Origin of the sequence: Paenibacillus sp. LHD-117 (assembly GCF_030929555.1) — a bacterium.
GTDB lineage: Bacteria > Bacillota > Bacilli > Paenibacillales > Paenibacillaceae > Pristimantibacillus.
In genome coordinates this window covers 22,562-37,857 of the sequence record NZ_JAVFVT010000023.1, presented here as the reverse complement: position 1 = coordinate 37,857, position 15,296 = coordinate 22,562, and the positions used below count along the sequence as shown (strand labels likewise).

Below are 15,296 nucleotides of genomic sequence, written 5' to 3'. Positions count from 1 at the left end.
TGGCATAGAAGCGTCCGCCTCCATCCTTTCTCCTTTATCCCGACGCCCTTACCTTCCATTTGTTCATAAATTCCTCTACCGTTCCTCCGTTAATGACATGCTCCATCATGTCCTCCGAGCCAGCCTCGTGACCCAGCTTCTTTAGGAGGAGCGACACGACCTTGGCCATGTCTATTGTATCGTTTCTTGGATAATAGCCGGTGTAAACAAGGAGGTCGGCGAGTGAACCGGCGTTCTGCAGCTTCTCCCAGCCTGCCAGTGAAGGATCTTCGGATAATATTTTCAAAAATTGCTTCAGCCTTACGCGCTTCTGCTCTTGATTCGAAACTTCCATTGACGAAATCCTCCATTTCCAAGCCTTACTTTTACCGTCCCCTCCCTCAGGTAAGTTAAGATTGCTACAAATCGACATATAACACAACAATAATTAGGAAGTTTTAATATTAGTAAAAATATTGTTTATTTTCTGCCAAGCTTCAACTTTGAGACTAGTATGACATAGATTATTACAATTCTTGAGGGAATAAAGACATGTTGTCATTTAGCCTTTCTTTCTCATTTTGCGGACGGATTTCATAAGTATTCGCTCCTAATTTAACCATTTATTATTCATTAACAAATCCGCTTTTGCTTGCGAAAAAGATAATTTTGTCAGATGAAAGCGCTTTATATACTTTTATGGCCAATCCGCTTCCAGACTCATTCCGTATAGCTATAAACCGATTGCTACCCTTGTAATAGAAAGGATGATTCCGCTTCCAACTTTCTGCCTCTTTTCTAGTAATGCAAAAAAAATCCACACCTCGGTTGCCTGAATCGGGACTATTGACCGATGTCCCGGAAATAGCTGACGCGACCATGTCATTCGACATTATTTGCATCCATCGGTAATGATCGCCGCCATTCATGAAAACGGTTTATTTATATGAAAAAAAATAATAATCGAGCTTTTTCATCCGAAAAAATAGCGATCGCTTTCTAAAAACATCATTATTTCATTCCTTTAAACACGCTGCTGAGCCGAATCGACACCGACTCTAGTATTTTTTTACCGGACCAAAGGACGAGAGCGGCCTGCGCAATGCTCCGGAGGAGGGAGCTTTTTTCAATTATGAAAAACCCTTGATTTATCAGCGTTCCTGACAAATCAAGGGTCTTTTGTGGGTGATACGTATTACCACACCAGTGTGGGCGATACTTAATGTTGTCACGGTAACGTCAAGTATTCTGTGTAGTAGGTTTTTCCATCGGGACGATGGAATTGTTTATTGGGGGGCTTAGCCTCAGCGAACGATATAGAGGTCATTGCCCTCCATAACGTTCGCTGTACATCTTTTCAAAATCAACCTTTGTATCGACATAGACAAATCCTCGGATCGCTCTGCCACACCATTTCTCGTTGTAGTCGAGGGCTTGCAGGTTAATTATTTTTTCCGTTGCTTCAATATTCGTCAGACTGTTCATAGGCTTCAGACGTTTGCGCAGTTCCTTGTTCATTCGCTCAATCGGATTTGACGTGTAAATCGCTGGCCAAGTTAGCGGCGGGAACTTGTAAAAGGTGAGGAGCGTGGTCAGTTGCTCTTCCCACGATTTGATCTCCTTTGGGTAGAGCTTTTTCCATTTGTCTTTCACGCCGTCAAAGACTGCTCGCGCAACATCACCGTCCAGAGCGGTATAAACATCTTTGAGATTCGCGAGGAATTCGGTCTTTTAAGACACGCGAATCTTCGGAATCGTATTACGCACCTTTTGCACCACACAGTGTTGAACGTCCGCTTTGGGGTAGACCTTTCTGAATGCATACTCTAGCCCTGGCAATCCGTCAAAAACTCCGAGAAGCACATCTGTGGCGTCGCGTTCACGCAGACTCTGCAGTACTTCTCGCCACACGTTAGCGCTCTCCTGTCCGCCGACGTAAAAGCCAAGAATCTGCCGGTAGCCTTTTTCGTTGCCCATAGCAAGGTAGACGGCCTCCCCGCTGACTGTGTTCCGCTTGAGTTTGACGTAGAGTCCATCGAGACAAAGGACCGAGTAACGGCGCTCCAGCGGGCGATTCTGCCACTCTTCAATGTCCTTCATGACCGTATGTGTGATATTGCTAATCTGGTAGGAGAGTAATGCGATCCAAACATGGAGTCGATAAACTTAGCCACTTCACGCGTACTCATACCGCCTTTGTACAGATGAATGATCCCCTCCTCTAGCCATCCTTCGCGACGTGAATAGGGCTCGAAGAGATGCGTCTGAAACTGACCATTGCGGTCTCTAGGTACTTTGAGGTCAGTGATTTTCCGTGTCAGGTGTCTAGGTTTCGTTCGTAGTAGCCGTTTCGACTATTGCGCTAGCCTTCTTGCTCGACTTCAAGGAAGTTCTTGATTTCTTCTCGCAGAAGCAATTCGATCTTTTCCTTCACAAGTCGAGTCACAGCATTTTACAGTAGATCATTGAACAGGTTTTCGGATAAATTAGTCATTGAGTAAGGTCCTCCTTCGGTGACTTCAACAATCCCGAGGATACCCTACCTTTTTGTGTTTCGGATAGATACCAAAACTTGGTACACAACTTACTTTACGTCATCTTAACTGCAAACAATTCAGTTCAACCTTAACTATTTATACTAATCAATGCCGTTCTTAATCTTTCAGAAACCTGTATTCCTTCGATTTCATTAGTCATACTCCACATGAAGATTAGATTCTTCACATCATACGGACTACTAAAAATTTCACCAAATTTAATTGATAGCTCCCTTGGAAACCCCTTCTTGCGAAATTTTATTGCCTCGAAATCGAGGACACCTAAATTAAGGCATGTTGAAAGCATCAACAATTCGTTTGGTAATTCAGATTCCAGTTCCCTACTGGAGTTTAATTCTTCAACCAGGTATAGATAACAATTTGCTAAATGAACAATGTTTCTCTTGCCATCATTCAGAACATGAATTACTTTGGCTATCGCACTTTGGTTACTTCTTTTCCCGGGAACAGGCTCTTTCCCAACTTCCAGACTATAAAACAATTGAGCAATTTCCAGAATACTCTTTCCACTTGTCCAACTACTGATAAAGCCGACTAACAAATCGCAATTGGTAAAGACAGAATGTATATATGTTTTATAAAACTCTCCGCCAAGTTTTTTGAGATTATTTAAAAACCATCTGATCCAGTCTTCCGTTGTAGCGCTTCTCAGAGCAAGCAACATACTGGTTTGATCTTCATCAAAAGTCTCCACTAAAATTTTTGCGAGACTTAACGGTATTGCCGATTTTTGTGCCAAGCCAATCACTTTTTGCATTTTTGTATCCTTTGAAGCATTTTCTAGCCAAAGATTACATTTTTGAATTGCATAATTAATTGGTTCTGATCCTACAAAATAACTGGCAACTGTCTTATTAATAATATCCTCATTAACTAAACCATCTTTCACTGCAGCATGTAATAAAAATGTAAGCTTATCAGGATCCTCATTCGGATCAGTTAACGATGCAACTGTCTCGATAACATTAATCAAACCTGAACTTAAAGGTACAACTGCATCAATTCTTTCTAAGAAATCTCTATATTCCTCATCAAGTAAATAAGTATTTTTTTCTTGATCATATAAAGCAGGGTATTGTGGCACAATTATTCCAATTGATTGGAATCCTAGACCTGGTCTCCCAGCTCTGCCCAACATATTTATTACTTCTTCTTTCGACAATGGTTTTGGTAAATCTTCCTCATTATGCTGCTTAGTTGTGTTAACAACAACAGCTGAAGCCGGTAGATTAAGCCCTTGCGCTAGGGTCCCTGTTGCACAAACAACACCTTTATTACTCGTTTTAAAGAACTCCTCTACTGCTTGTTGCTCTTCTTCAATTAGCGCTTGAGTATGAATTCCAATTCCTTTTCCTAATCCTTCAAGAAGTTCAGACTCGTACCCTATTCAGCTTTTGCTATTTCTAAGTATGCACTCACTTTATTATTTAAGACTTGATTAAATGTTCGTATTTTACTGTGGTTTTCTATCTCATTCAATAAATGTCTCGTTGTTTGGGAAAAAATTAATACCGGCATATTACAACTTGCCAACCAATTTCCAAGTTGACGTGATAGGTCATTTCCATATCCCGTTGTCGACCAGGTTCCAAAATTATTTACGCCAAATCTAACTTTAAACTTTTTTGGAATTCTAATTGGGTACGCGGATTGCCGCTCATTTTGTGACCACACATCCTGTACACAAAAAAATAAATCAGTTTCAATTTCCTCAGAATAGGTCTTTTTTTTACTCAATTTTGCATTCCTTAAAGCCTGATTATATTCGATCTGCGGGTGAGCGATGAAACCTCGAATTGTTCTAGAAGGTCTCCATCTTGTGAATGTAGTTTGTACATCTTTATGATTTAAATTTTCCAACCATTTTGGAAGAATCTCAGAATTATCAATTAATGCAGAGAGTAACAAATATGTTGAATTTGGCGCAGCTTCTGAAAGCCTTGCCAGAAGTGAGTCAAGTAAAGCTCCACGACTACCTTCTTTAATATTATGAAACTCATCAACCACACAAAGAATAACATTTTGAAAAATGTCTTGTCTATTTTTCAATAGGGTGGAGCATTTTTCTGGAGTCATTACGAGAATCAACTTAGTCTCATGATCATCCAATTCGTCAAATGATTCTAAATCATCAACTAACAATGAGCTTCCAGAAATCAAACTCTGGACGTCAAGTATTTTTCTCATACGACCTGATATTTGCCTACAGAGAGCCAAAGTCGGAGAAAGATAAATTACAATTTGCCCTCTCTGAAGAGATGAAATAATCTTATGTTCTGCAATAAGACTCTTACCTGTCCCTGTAGGAATAGCAACAATATTATTTTGTTCATTTAGAATGCCTTTATCAATTGCTTCTTTATGAGGTGGCCATATAAGATATACACCTTCATTTATATAGGCTTGCATGTGAATTGACCATACACCTTCTAAACAATCACTAGGAGGCAAAATTACTGAAATAGCACGTGACGCAAGTACTTTATCCAGAACTAATAATATTAACGAAATTAAACTAATCGTTTGCTCATTGCAATCAGTCGCAAGTTCAAAGAGGCGTTTCAATTTACTTTTTATATCTCTGTTCCAACTAGTATGGTAGTTAATCAGTTCCTGCTTAATTAAATTTAAACAATCATCAAGCTCATAATATAAAGCATTTCGTGATAACTGCTTAAGTTGAATAATGTTTTGAGGTTGAATCAGTTCTTCGTTTCCGTTTCTGATACTGTTGATATCTCTAATTTTAAACTGAGAGAAATAAATTAAGTTGGCCATTAATCTCGATTCAACAGATTCATCGATAAGTATTCTTCCACCTAATTCCGAAACCGATTGTTTGGCGTTAGGATCATATCCAGATACATAATACAGAAGAGAAGTCATTACTCTATTTAGATATGTATTATCTTCTAATGTATAAATAACTTCATTTAACGGGGGAGATAATGTCTCATAAACTTGTGCACATACTAATGCAGCGCTTTCAATTAATGAGAATTCAACTTCATTATCAAAAACAATTCGTAGAAGGAGAGACTTTGCTAATCTATCAAGAAGTGAGATTTCTTCCTCATCAATTACTCCATCACTATTTGTCGCTTTAAAAATATTTACTCTAGTGTTCTCAATGGTGATCTTTAATAGCAATTCTCTTATATCTTCACCATTAAGATCTTCAACAAGAGATGATGCCAGGGAATATCGCTCTTTAGCAAAATGGTCAAGCACTCTCTTTCTCACCCTTACTTTCAATGTACTCAACAATTAGTCGTGATACTTTCTCATAAAACTCAGTCAACCTCTTAGTACCAAATGATTCACACTGCCTCCTCTCTGGTTCTACTACATTTTGAGTGTACTGGTGGTAATCTTTAAATTGCGATCCCCCGTGAGGCTTTTTTGTTTTGTGTTCAATCGTTAATCTATATATATACCGATCTTTCCAAACCGACCATTTCGAGAGCGTCCTAGTCAATTCAACTCCATTATTATTGCTAAGTCTAGCTGCTTCAGAAATTAAACCTACTAGTTGTCTAATATCAGCCCACGTTCTTCCTGAATCGTGCTTTTGAAAGGCTTCAAATGCTTCAGATGTACCCTGAGATGGAATATCTCTATTCTTCGCTTCACCTACAATAATGTAATATTCTGAAGAAGCAGTACTTGCAATAGCTGCTGCATCCAATCCCTGAATCTTTGAGCTTAAATGTATTTTATTCATAGCTCTCAGAACAAAATCAAAATTCGGAGTTTTCTCCACAGAGAATAGCATACAGTTAGCTAATACCTCCAAAATAAAGGGGTTGCGTTGGTTTTGAAAGTGTTCTTTTCTTTCCTCCAATAGTCCAAAGGAACTCCCAGAAAAATACTCATGAATACTTTGTTCTAATTCAAAATCAAGGTCAAGATCTGGTTGTAGTTGAGATAATGTGTTTATTGAAGAAGACCAAAATCCGGTTTGTATATGATAGCAAATCGAGGCCAATAGTCTTACTTGATCTTCAGAATCAGTATCGAATCCTCTTGTAATAAACTCCACATGTTTCTTCTCACCTTCGGTATCTTCATAATAAGAATAATCAACATCGAATAAATTAAAAAGATTCCTCATCTGTTCGCCAAGTGGTGTTAAAAAATCTATCATAAACTCACCTCAATGTAAAAAGTTTCATATACACTCATTATACACTCCTTTTCGACAAATATCTTCCAAAAGTTTCTTTTAGTATGTATTTTGATCGCTGTTTAGATTTAAATCTTTTGATGGTGTTTTGTTGCATTGGGGCTCGATTGGTCAAGTTGGTGTTCGTGCTTGTGGACGCGTTTCTCCAATTTTTTCGATTTGTTGGGCCTGTTTCTCAAATTGAGAGGAGTGCATGGAATTACAAGCAATTTCCTGATATCCTTTGCATATTGTATCCACTTGTTGTGGTATTAGTTTCATGACATCACTCCTACCAAAAGTTACTTGTCTCATAGTAATTGGCTATTGAACGTATAAATCCTTAAATAACAAAAAGAACCTCCCCAGAATTTGGGGAGACCTAAATAGTAACATTAAATCACTCATTTAAAAGCTTACCGTTCTCCTTCCATTTCTATTATTTTTTAATTTTAATCTTGGACGGATCAAGAATAACCAGATGTAAATGATCACTATTAACATTTGAATTATTTTCGAAGCTTTTAATCATTTCGCTTTGTATAATGTTCGAAATCGGCCCTAGTGGTTTTATTAAAAGAATGGACTCCCCGCATATTTGCACCATTCTGCCATAAGTAAACAAGCCTGATACGAACTCAATTTTTAGTTTTTCTCTTTGGCAATACTCAATAATATTAATAATTGTTTATTAAAATCAATGCTCCCTTGCATATTCTTTCCAATATGGATTTCGAAGACACCATCTAATCGGCGATAACCATTTACGTTATTTTCTTTGCGGAGTTTGCGTTAAAAAAATAAGATATGGTACATGAACCATCCATAGTAAGCTACCAAGATGCAGAACGACTTACGAAAAATACAAGAAGCGGAATGGGAGAATATTGGGAATATACTGCTAAGTCACAAAACGTACCTGTAAAGGTTGTTGGACGAGTCATTTATGGTGTTGATATATATCACGATACTCCTGGGGGTGGACAGTATCACATTTCTCAATATTATAGGTCTGGTTTTGCCGAAGGCAAACACCTTGTTAACAAACCGTAAATTTTGGATAACTTTATTCTTAGTAATCATTGTTGGAGTAATTGTACTTTATTCATTTAATACTAAGCGTATTAGTCCTGATGAATACTTTAAAGAATTCAACGCTAATTAAAAAAGGAAACGATTCTTGGACGGTAATTGAATGATTTATCTTGGAGGGCGACATTTCAAACGGAATGTCGTCTTTTTCTCTGAATTAACTTATGATCAGTTCATTTGAGACTTAAGCGGAACTTTTTATTACTTTGTTCGCTTACTGCTTTGTGGCTTAGGCGAGATGATTAGGGGGCTGCGGCGACTTCCGACTAAACCGGAACACGGCCTTTTCTCGTCGCTTTCGTTCAACTTAAACCCAAGGTTCTTTAACTGCAGGAGGATTTCATCACGGTTTTTAAGATAGGGCTTGTCCATACTGTTGTCGTCCCTCCCTTTTGGCGTATTGTTGGAAGTATACGCCGAATGAGAAGAAAATATGAAAGGAGACGGCATCGCCGTCTCCTAATCGAGAATATGTTATTATTTCATGACCAGCAAGCGAATCCGATTACCAACCAAAGATGCTGAAGCCTGCTTTTGACGCTGTAACTTCGGAATGAGAGTCCTTAATGACCAATGGGCGATTACGACTGCCAACCAAGGCGCTAAAGCCTGCTTTTGAACGTGTAGCTTTGACGTGAGGAGACTCCTTAATAACGACCCATCCCTCATTTTCAAGCTGACGGATTACTTTGGAAGCATTGAGAACTTTCTTCTCTGGCTTAACTACCATGTTCATCATCACCCTTCTTGTTTCCATTATACACCGATTCCAGACATTTTTGAAGTCGGCTCTCGAAGCCATCAGTAATGTCCGTAATCATCTCCTGGTAATTGCTCTCATCCAGGATTTCTTGATCGAGAACAATGACATAAAGATATTGACGGTCATTGTAATGAAAAGGACTACCGATATACTGTCGATCAGCCTTGCCATTTAACTCATGATGCGAAAACGTGTAGGGGCTGTTCGCTAGGATGGATTGTAGAAAGCCAGTCCGCTTTTTGGTCAGAATCAGTTTGATCTTGTCTGGATCAATAAAACTGCCAACCGAATTATAAAGGGCAGCGCTTAATATATCTATACCCAGCGAAACGAAGGCATAAACAATGGCGTCCTCTTCAGAAATGGCCGGATTCGGCTTCAAGGAGAGGGTGCGCTGATGTTTGTAGCAGAAATTTATTAGCTTGTCCGGATAAATTTGCTCGGTATTATCCTCTTCATACAACGATTCCAGAGCATCCTGATATTCACGCATGACGTCCAAAGGATAGGAATAATACAATTGTTGAGCAGCATTAACATCGACTAGCTCCCGGACGTACCCGTCAAAGTAATTAAGCTTCACGGTTCCATAGCCTGATTTATTCACGATGGTATACTCATAGAGCTGTACACCGAGAACAAACGGCTGTATCGAGACAAACCGTTGAAACAAGCCTAGAAGCAAATCATGCATGCGATACTCGCTTAACTCCTGATTTGCCATCACGAGCATCTCCATCCGGCTTCGCATCTGGTTTTTCAGTTCGTCTTTCTCCTCTTCCTTTAAGGAGAGCCGATCCCTATACCAGATGACCAACCCAATGAAGAATAGGATCGACCAAATCAACGAAAGTTTGATCGCATCGATTGGGTCGAGCAACTTGTCATAAAACGCTTTGGCTTCTGGTGAGTGGTTTGTCCAAATATCGAACGCCAACACTAACACCAATCCCGCATAAATCCACAGGGACGATTTTCTCATACAACACCTCTCTGTTCTATACTACCAAAAAAATAACAAAAGAGAAGTATAGTCCCATAAATAATGTGCGGGGAAGCCCCCACAGCAAATGCAGGGACCAACCTCTTCACACTTTGGATTTAGCTGGGCGCAATAAGATCATTGTTGAGTTGCAGCTCAGCGCCGAACCGAGGGCGAGCAGGACGTCAGGTACGGAAATATGCCCCGACAGCCATTTCGTTCTTTATTAACTCATCATTTAGAGAGTTCAAGAATCGACACCTCACAATACAACTAGAGTCTTCGTTCATTGAACTAAATTATCCTGCCAGTTAATTCAACGAATAACGGCAACCGGTCGTGTGGCCGGCTGCCGTTATGTCATGATGCTATTTTTCACCGATAGTTTAATTAAATTGATGTATTTATTCCTTTAGTACATCCTGCCAATTAGGTGGGAAATTGGACTTCTGTGGATCTTTAATATGCTTCCAACCTATCAGCTTTACATTATCGGGGTTAACTGGTGATAAATCGAACTCTCAAAACTAATCCGCCCCCCTTCTAAAAATCACCGCAATTATACACGACTACGGCAAGACTTGAGAAAATATTCTCCTATCTCACTAGTTTTTTCTAGCTCCCCCATATCCATGGGTGTTGCATAAAAAAGAGCAATCTATGATTGCTCCTTAGGGGTTGAAATGAATAAAAGTCATAGATCACTTCTTTAATTTATAGTTTGCAAAATCAAGAACTTCAATCGCTGCTTCTTCCGTAAGAAGTTTTATTACCGCTAGCAGTTCATTTTGTTAACCTGTGTTTGAAACTTTGGAATCAACCGCCCACTCTTTATCAGAGCCCTTTAGAATCCAATTTAAAGTTACTCCATACCTTTCATGTATCGACAGTACCGTTTCAACGGAAGGGGTGCAATTACCTTGTTCAATATCACTCAAGGTACCTTGAGATACCCCAATTTGCCTTGAAAACTCAATTTGTGTTAGCCCCAAATATTTTCTCAGCCTACGAATGTTTTCCCCGATCTGATTCATTATTCACCTCAATTCGATTCGGAAAGTGCCATTTCACATTCAACGATTAAAAGTTTCGTCTCTATAAATTAGCACTTTCCGTTTCGAGGGGATTTTGAATCACATTTAATGAAGAAACCTTGTTTTATCTACACTTTTCAGTGTTCCTAAGGCGTTCATGTGTGACATTCAAAGTAGTTCTTTGTGGCAATCGTACGTAAAATGTGTGACAACATTACGTATTACCCACACCACATAGCGACGATTAAATCTTATAAGCCTTCATCGCCTTGCGAATCTCTTTCCAGCTAGGGCGTTTGCCGTACATAAGCACGCCCGTGCGGTAGATCTTGGCGGAGATGTAGACCGCCACGTAGATCGAGACGAGCAGGATGCCGAAGGATACGAGCGTCTGCCACAACGGTACTTCCGTCAGTCCCAGACGGAGCAGCATAGTGAACGGCGAGAATAGCGGTATATAAGATGTTACCTTGACCAGCATGCTGTCCGGCGTGCTGATGCTGAAGATCGCGATGTAGAAGCCGGCCAGCGAGATGAACGTCATCGGCATTACCGCTTGGCCGAGATCCTCCGTCCGGCTGACGATGGAGCCTACCGCCGCGTACAGGGTCGCGAAGAGGAAGAATCCTGTCAAGAAGAACAGCAACGCATAGATGATCAGAATCGGATCGACGAGCGACAGATCGATGTCGAGATTGCCCAGCGCGCCTTTGTTATGCGGCATAGAGGCGTTCCCCAGGATCACCGCGACGTAGAAGGCGACCTGCACGATAACGACGACGAACATGCCAAAGATTTTGCCGAACATTTGCTTCAGCGGCGATACGCTCGTAATGAGAATCTCCATGACGCGGGAGCTCTTCTCCGCCGTAATCTCAGAAGCGATCATGTTGCCGGAGGTCATGATAGCCATGAACAGGAAGATGATCATGACGTAGACGACGCCCATATTGACGCCTTGCTCCTGCGGCGTTCTGCCGCTGCCCTCGTTGCCGGAGCCGTCGCCCGTATAGATTTGAACAGTGTCGATCTTGATCGGCGCCGACAGCTGCGTCATTTGTTCGTTCGTCAAACCCGCATCCTTGAGGATGTTGGCCTGGCGAATTTGGATCAGCGCGGTTTGCATCGATTCCGTCATGCCGAATTCCATCAGCTTCTCGGAGTTGTAGGTCATGACTGGGAAACCGCTGTCCGTCAGCTCGTTGCCGAATGCGAGATACCCTTTGATTTTACCGTCGTCGATCGCCTGTTTGAGCGATTTCTCGTTGGCGGCGGCGTCGCCTTGGTCCTCGAAAGGCACCATGACGATGCTCGGATTTTCCTGTCCTTCGTAGAAAGCCTTTAAGCTGTCGCCGGTGTTCTGATTGTCTTCGCCTGTCATTTGGATATAACCGACGTTCGTCGCTTTGTCGCCTTTATCGAACTGCTCGATGATGTACGGGAGATTAATGCCGATGCTGATGATTAACGCAATAATTAACGTCGTGATGACGAATGCTTTACCTTTGACCTTATTCCGGATCGTAAACCCTACTACCGTCCAGAAACTATTCATGACGATCACCCACCGTTCGGATAAAGATTTCGTTAAGCGTCGGTTCCTTAATTTCAAAATGGTTCACGTTCGCCTGCTCCATCGCAAGCTTCAAAATGTCCGTTCCTGCGGATTCGAAGGCGATCGCGATATCGTAGCCCTGCTCCGTACGGGTTACTCCGGTTACGCCGGATAGACGGTCGAGCCCTCCGACCTCCTTATCCGTGCCCAGGATGACGCGCTCTCTCGGGAACTTCTTCTTGATCTCCTTCAGGCTGCCTTTCAGCACCGTATTGGATTTGTGCATAATCGTGATGTTGCGGCACAGCTCCTCGACATGCTCCATCCGGTGCGTCGAGAACAGGATGCTCGTTCCGGTGTCGCGAAGCTCCTTGACCGTCGACTTGAGCAGCTCGACGTTGACGGGATCCAGCCCGCTGAACGCTTCATCCATGACGACGATGCGCGGTTTGTGGTTGACGGCTGCAATGAACTGGATTTTTTGCTGATTGCCTTTCGACAGCTCTTCGACCTTCTTGTTGTAATACTCCGGCACCTCGAACTTCTCTAGCCAGAACTTCAGGTTGCGGTCGGCATCCGCTCTTGACATCCCTCTGAGCTGCGAGAGATAGATAATCTGGTCGCTGACCTTCACTTTCGGGTACAGCCCTCTCTCCTCCGGCAAATAACCGAGCAAACTGAGCTGTTCATTGCTATAAGGTTTGCCGTTGTAAAGAATTTTTCCTTCGTCCGGATAGATGAGGCCCAGCACCATTCTCATGGTCGTTGTTTTGCCTGCGCCGTTCGCGCCGAGCAAGCCGTAAATTTCGCCTTCGCCCACTTCGAAGGAATTGTTGTTCACCGCGGTTTTGTCCGCGTATTGTTTGGTTACTCCGTCGACTACCAATGGTTTCATCTTCTCGTTCCCCTCGCTTCGTTTACTCTTGTTTCCAATCCGATGCCGTGCAATAAGGCGGCCATGATTTCATCCAGCTCCATCGCCGACTTGCTGACGATACGAAGTCCGGCGTCTGCGCACCAGCTTTCGGCTTCAAACGCTTTGCCCGTCGTCACTCGGAATGTATGCTGGCCTGCGAATTCGATTCCGCATTGCCCGGGCAGATCGGCCAGATCGCCAGCCTCCAGCCCTTCTCCGCTGATGTAATAGGTAAACCAGCTGCTGAACAACTCATCTTTTTCGTAGAAACCCAGCACCCTGCCCTGCGCCATAAATACGATAAAATCTGCCAGCCGTTTCACTTCGTCAACGATATGGCTCGTCATCAGAATGGTCCGGTCTCCTTGATCCATGTGGCGGTGAAGAAGATCGATCATCGCCTTCCAGGCTAGCGGATCCAGGCCGGAGGAAGGTTCGTCGAGCAGCAGCAGCTCCGGATTATGCGCCATCGCCAAAGCCAGCTCCGTTTTCCTCCGCATTCCCTTTGACATTTTGCCAAGCGGCTGGTTATCGTTCACCTGCAGGATTCGCAGCAGCTCTTGATAGCGGAATAGATCCCAGTCCTTGTACCAGAAGCCGTTAATCTTCGCTTTGTCGCTGCCTTTCATCTTCTCTTCGTGTGCGTAGGGCTCTTCGGGCAAATAACCGATTCGCTGCTTGATCGCGTCATCGTCGCCGCTGCCCACATCATGGCCGAGCACCGTCACCTTGCCTTGATCCGGCTTCGCGAGGTCGAGCGCCATTCGGAACAGCGTGCTCTTGCCGCTGCCGTTCGGCCCGACGATGGCGGTAATGTAACCGCTCGGAATGTCGAGCGTCGCCGGTCCGAGCTTGAAATCCGATCGCTTCACCGCGACGTTCTCGAACCGGATCACCGTCTCCGATTTCCAATCGTTCATGTTTCTTCCCCTCCCGGCCCGTAATGTTTGCGAAGCGATTCCCGGAATAGCTCCTCGAGCTCCGCTTCCGTGCATTGTACCCGCTTGCCTGCAACAACCGCCTGTTCCAGCGCTTCGATGACAACCGATAAGCGATGGCGATCGCGTTCCTGTTCGCCGACCTTCGCTACATAAGTGCCGGTGCCTTGTCTCGTGCGGAGCAAGCCTTCCGCTTCCAAATCGCTGTATACCCGTTTGACGGTAATGACGCTGCACTTGACGGTCTGCGCGAGCTCGCGGATGGAAGGCAGCAAGGTGCCTTCTTCAAGCTGGCCGCTTACGATAAGCGCCCGGAGCTGGACTTTGATCTGATGGTAGAGCGGTTCTGCGCTTTGTTCGTTGATTTGGATGGGAAGCCTCACTTGAATCACCTGCCTTCCTTCCCGAATGGATGTTCAAAAAGTCCACTGGACTTTTTGAACTTTACTTTTACTTTTACTTTTACTCTTACTTGGCTAAATTGCGTTTTCTCAATTTCTTCTCGATGCTGCCGAGGCCCAGCGGAATGCCGGCCGCCGCGACCGCGATCGCGGCTAGCGGAAGCCACCAGCCGCCGTTCAAGACCGTCAGGTAGCTATTCAACAGGATGCTTTCCTTAGTCCACGCGAACACCGCGATGAGGCCCCCAAGCGCAGCGAACGATAGGATGAGGCAATACCAGAAATAAATTTTGCCTTTGTAGCCGAGCTCCACGTACAAGTAACCGAATCCGGCAATCGTCGTATAGACGATCCAGAACAAAGCGAATTGCAGGAACGCTCCAAGCTCGAATTGCGGGTTCATCGCATGAACAGCAAAGTAAAAACCGGTAAAAAACAAGATCATGGCAGGAATCGATATCGTAAGGTACAGAAGAAATTTGCCTAATACGATCTGCTTGAATGGGATGGGAAGCGTCCTCCATACTTCAAGCTTCTTCGTATAGGTATCGGTTCTCCAGTAGAAGTACGGCTGCGTTACCATCAGACCGAGGCAAGGGAACAGCAGCAGCGCGTACAAATCGATGGCCCAATAAGCAAAGGACGAATCATTTCCGTTTAACGCATTTTCGAATAGCGGAACCATGAACAGCAGCATATACCCGGCAAAGACGATAGGGATGATGCTCTTCCATCTTGCTCTCAACAACTCGCTCTTAACCAGAAACCAAGCGCCTTTCCATTTCCCCATTGCGTTGTACCTCCCAAGCTCATCTCTTTCATCCTTGAAACTTGCCGGATTCATAAGGTCTGAGCTGTGTCTATATACTGTATATATCTATATACACAGTATATTCACGAACACACCTAATGT

13 protein-coding genes and 1 pseudogene are annotated in these 15,296 nt (G+C 43.2%); all 14 read right to left on the bottom strand.

Features of this window, described 5'->3' with window-relative positions; genetic code table 11:
* Positions 1 to 34 precede the first annotated feature (34 nt).
* Positions 35 to 334 (bottom strand): hypothetical protein, encoded by a 300-nt coding sequence (locus RB620_RS18320; protein WP_308096726.1) that lies wholly within the window; start codon positions 332 to 334, stop codon positions 35 to 37.
* Between the two features lie 968 nt (positions 335 to 1,302).
* Positions 1,303 to 2,425 (bottom strand): annotated as a pseudogene (locus RB620_RS18315) (IS256 family transposase).
* Between the two features lie 179 nt (positions 2,426 to 2,604).
* Entirely contained in the window at positions 2,605 to 3,876 is a 1,272-nt protein-coding gene (locus RB620_RS18310) for a helicase-related protein (protein WP_308096833.1), read from the bottom strand.
* A 44-nt stretch (positions 3,877 to 3,920) separates the two neighbouring features.
* Entirely contained in the window at positions 3,921 to 5,768 is a 1,848-nt protein-coding gene (locus RB620_RS18305; RefSeq protein WP_308096724.1) for a DEAD/DEAH box helicase, read from the bottom strand.
* On the bottom strand, positions 5,761 to 6,684 hold the full coding sequence (locus tag RB620_RS18300) for a hypothetical protein (RefSeq protein WP_308096722.1): 924 nt from the start codon (positions 6,682 to 6,684) through the stop codon (positions 5,761 to 5,763). The genes RB620_RS18305 and RB620_RS18300 overlap by 8 nt, the downstream gene beginning before the upstream one ends.
* Positions 6,685 to 6,834: 150 nt before the next feature.
* Positions 6,835 to 6,984 (bottom strand): hypothetical protein, encoded by a 150-nt coding sequence (locus RB620_RS18295; RefSeq protein ID WP_308096720.1) that lies wholly within the window; start codon positions 6,982 to 6,984, stop codon positions 6,835 to 6,837.
* A 1,315-nt stretch (positions 6,985 to 8,299) separates the two neighbouring features.
* Positions 8,300 to 8,530, bottom strand: a complete 231-nt coding sequence (locus RB620_RS18290) for a hypothetical protein (RefSeq protein ID WP_308096718.1) — start codon at positions 8,528 to 8,530, stop codon at positions 8,300 to 8,302.
* Positions 8,514 to 9,539 carry a hypothetical protein gene (locus RB620_RS18285; RefSeq protein WP_308096716.1) on the bottom strand — a complete coding sequence of 342 codons (1,026 nt, stop codon included), beginning with the start codon at positions 9,537 to 9,539 and terminating at the stop codon, positions 8,514 to 8,516. Before RB620_RS18285 ends, RB620_RS18290 begins: the two co-directional genes overlap by 17 nt.
* Positions 9,540 to 10,330: 791 nt before the next feature.
* A complete protein-coding gene (locus RB620_RS18280; protein WP_308096714.1) occupies positions 10,331 to 10,573 on the bottom strand; it encodes a helix-turn-helix domain-containing protein in 243 nt (80 codons plus the stop codon).
* Between the two features lie 244 nt (positions 10,574 to 10,817).
* The gene (locus tag RB620_RS18275) at positions 10,818 to 12,128 is read right to left on the bottom strand and encodes an ABC transporter permease (protein WP_308096712.1); all 1,311 of its coding nucleotides are present in this window, start codon (positions 12,126 to 12,128) and stop codon (positions 10,818 to 10,820) included.
* Complete coding sequence (locus tag RB620_RS18270; protein ID WP_308096710.1) at positions 12,121 to 13,023, bottom strand: ABC transporter ATP-binding protein; 903 nt, start codon at positions 13,021 to 13,023, stop codon at positions 12,121 to 12,123. Before RB620_RS18270 ends, RB620_RS18275 begins: the two co-directional genes overlap by 8 nt.
* Positions 13,020 to 13,964, bottom strand: a complete 945-nt coding sequence (locus RB620_RS18265) for an ABC transporter ATP-binding protein (RefSeq protein WP_308096708.1) — start codon at positions 13,962 to 13,964, stop codon at positions 13,020 to 13,022. The genes RB620_RS18270 and RB620_RS18265 overlap by 4 nt, the downstream gene beginning before the upstream one ends.
* Entirely contained in the window at positions 13,961 to 14,365 is a 405-nt protein-coding gene (locus tag RB620_RS18260; RefSeq protein WP_308096831.1) for a GntR family transcriptional regulator, read from the bottom strand. Before RB620_RS18260 ends, RB620_RS18265 begins: the two co-directional genes overlap by 4 nt.
* Before the next feature lie 85 nt (positions 14,366 to 14,450).
* Positions 14,451 to 15,173, bottom strand: a complete 723-nt coding sequence (locus tag RB620_RS18255) for an ABC transporter permease (RefSeq protein ID WP_308096706.1) — start codon at positions 15,171 to 15,173, stop codon at positions 14,451 to 14,453.
* Between the last annotated feature and the right edge of the window lie 123 nt (positions 15,174 to 15,296).

Coding starts and splice junctions, on each gene's coding strand:
- RB620_RS18280 (WP_308096714.1), bottom strand. CDS start 10,573: ATGAATCAGATCGGGGAAAACATTCGTAGGCTGAGAAAATATTTGGGG.
- RB620_RS18265 (WP_308096708.1), bottom strand. CDS start 13,964: ATGAACGATTGGAAATCGGAGACGGTGATCCGGTTCGAGAACGTCGCG.
- RB620_RS18270 (WP_308096710.1), bottom strand. CDS start 13,023: ATGAAACCATTGGTAGTCGACGGAGTAACCAAACAATACGCGGACAAA.
- RB620_RS18290 (WP_308096718.1), bottom strand. CDS start 8,530: ATGAACATGGTAGTTAAGCCAGAGAAGAAAGTTCTCAATGCTTCCAAA.
- RB620_RS18275 (WP_308096712.1), bottom strand. CDS start 12,128: ATGAATAGTTTCTGGACGGTAGTAGGGTTTACGATCCGGAATAAGGTC.
- RB620_RS18320 (WP_308096726.1), bottom strand. CDS start 334: ATGGAAGTTTCGAATCAAGAGCAGAAGCGCGTAAGGCTGAAGCAATTT.
- RB620_RS18285 (WP_308096716.1), bottom strand. CDS start 9,539: ATGAGAAAATCGTCCCTGTGGATTTATGCGGGATTGGTGTTAGTGTTG.
- RB620_RS18255 (WP_308096706.1), bottom strand. CDS start 15,173: ATGGGGAAATGGAAAGGCGCTTGGTTTCTGGTTAAGAGCGAGTTGTTG.
- RB620_RS18295 (WP_308096720.1), bottom strand. CDS start 6,984: ATGAAACTAATACCACAACAAGTGGATACAATATGCAAAGGATATCAG.
- RB620_RS18300 (WP_308096722.1), bottom strand. CDS start 6,684: ATGATAGATTTTTTAACACCACTTGGCGAACAGATGAGGAATCTTTTT.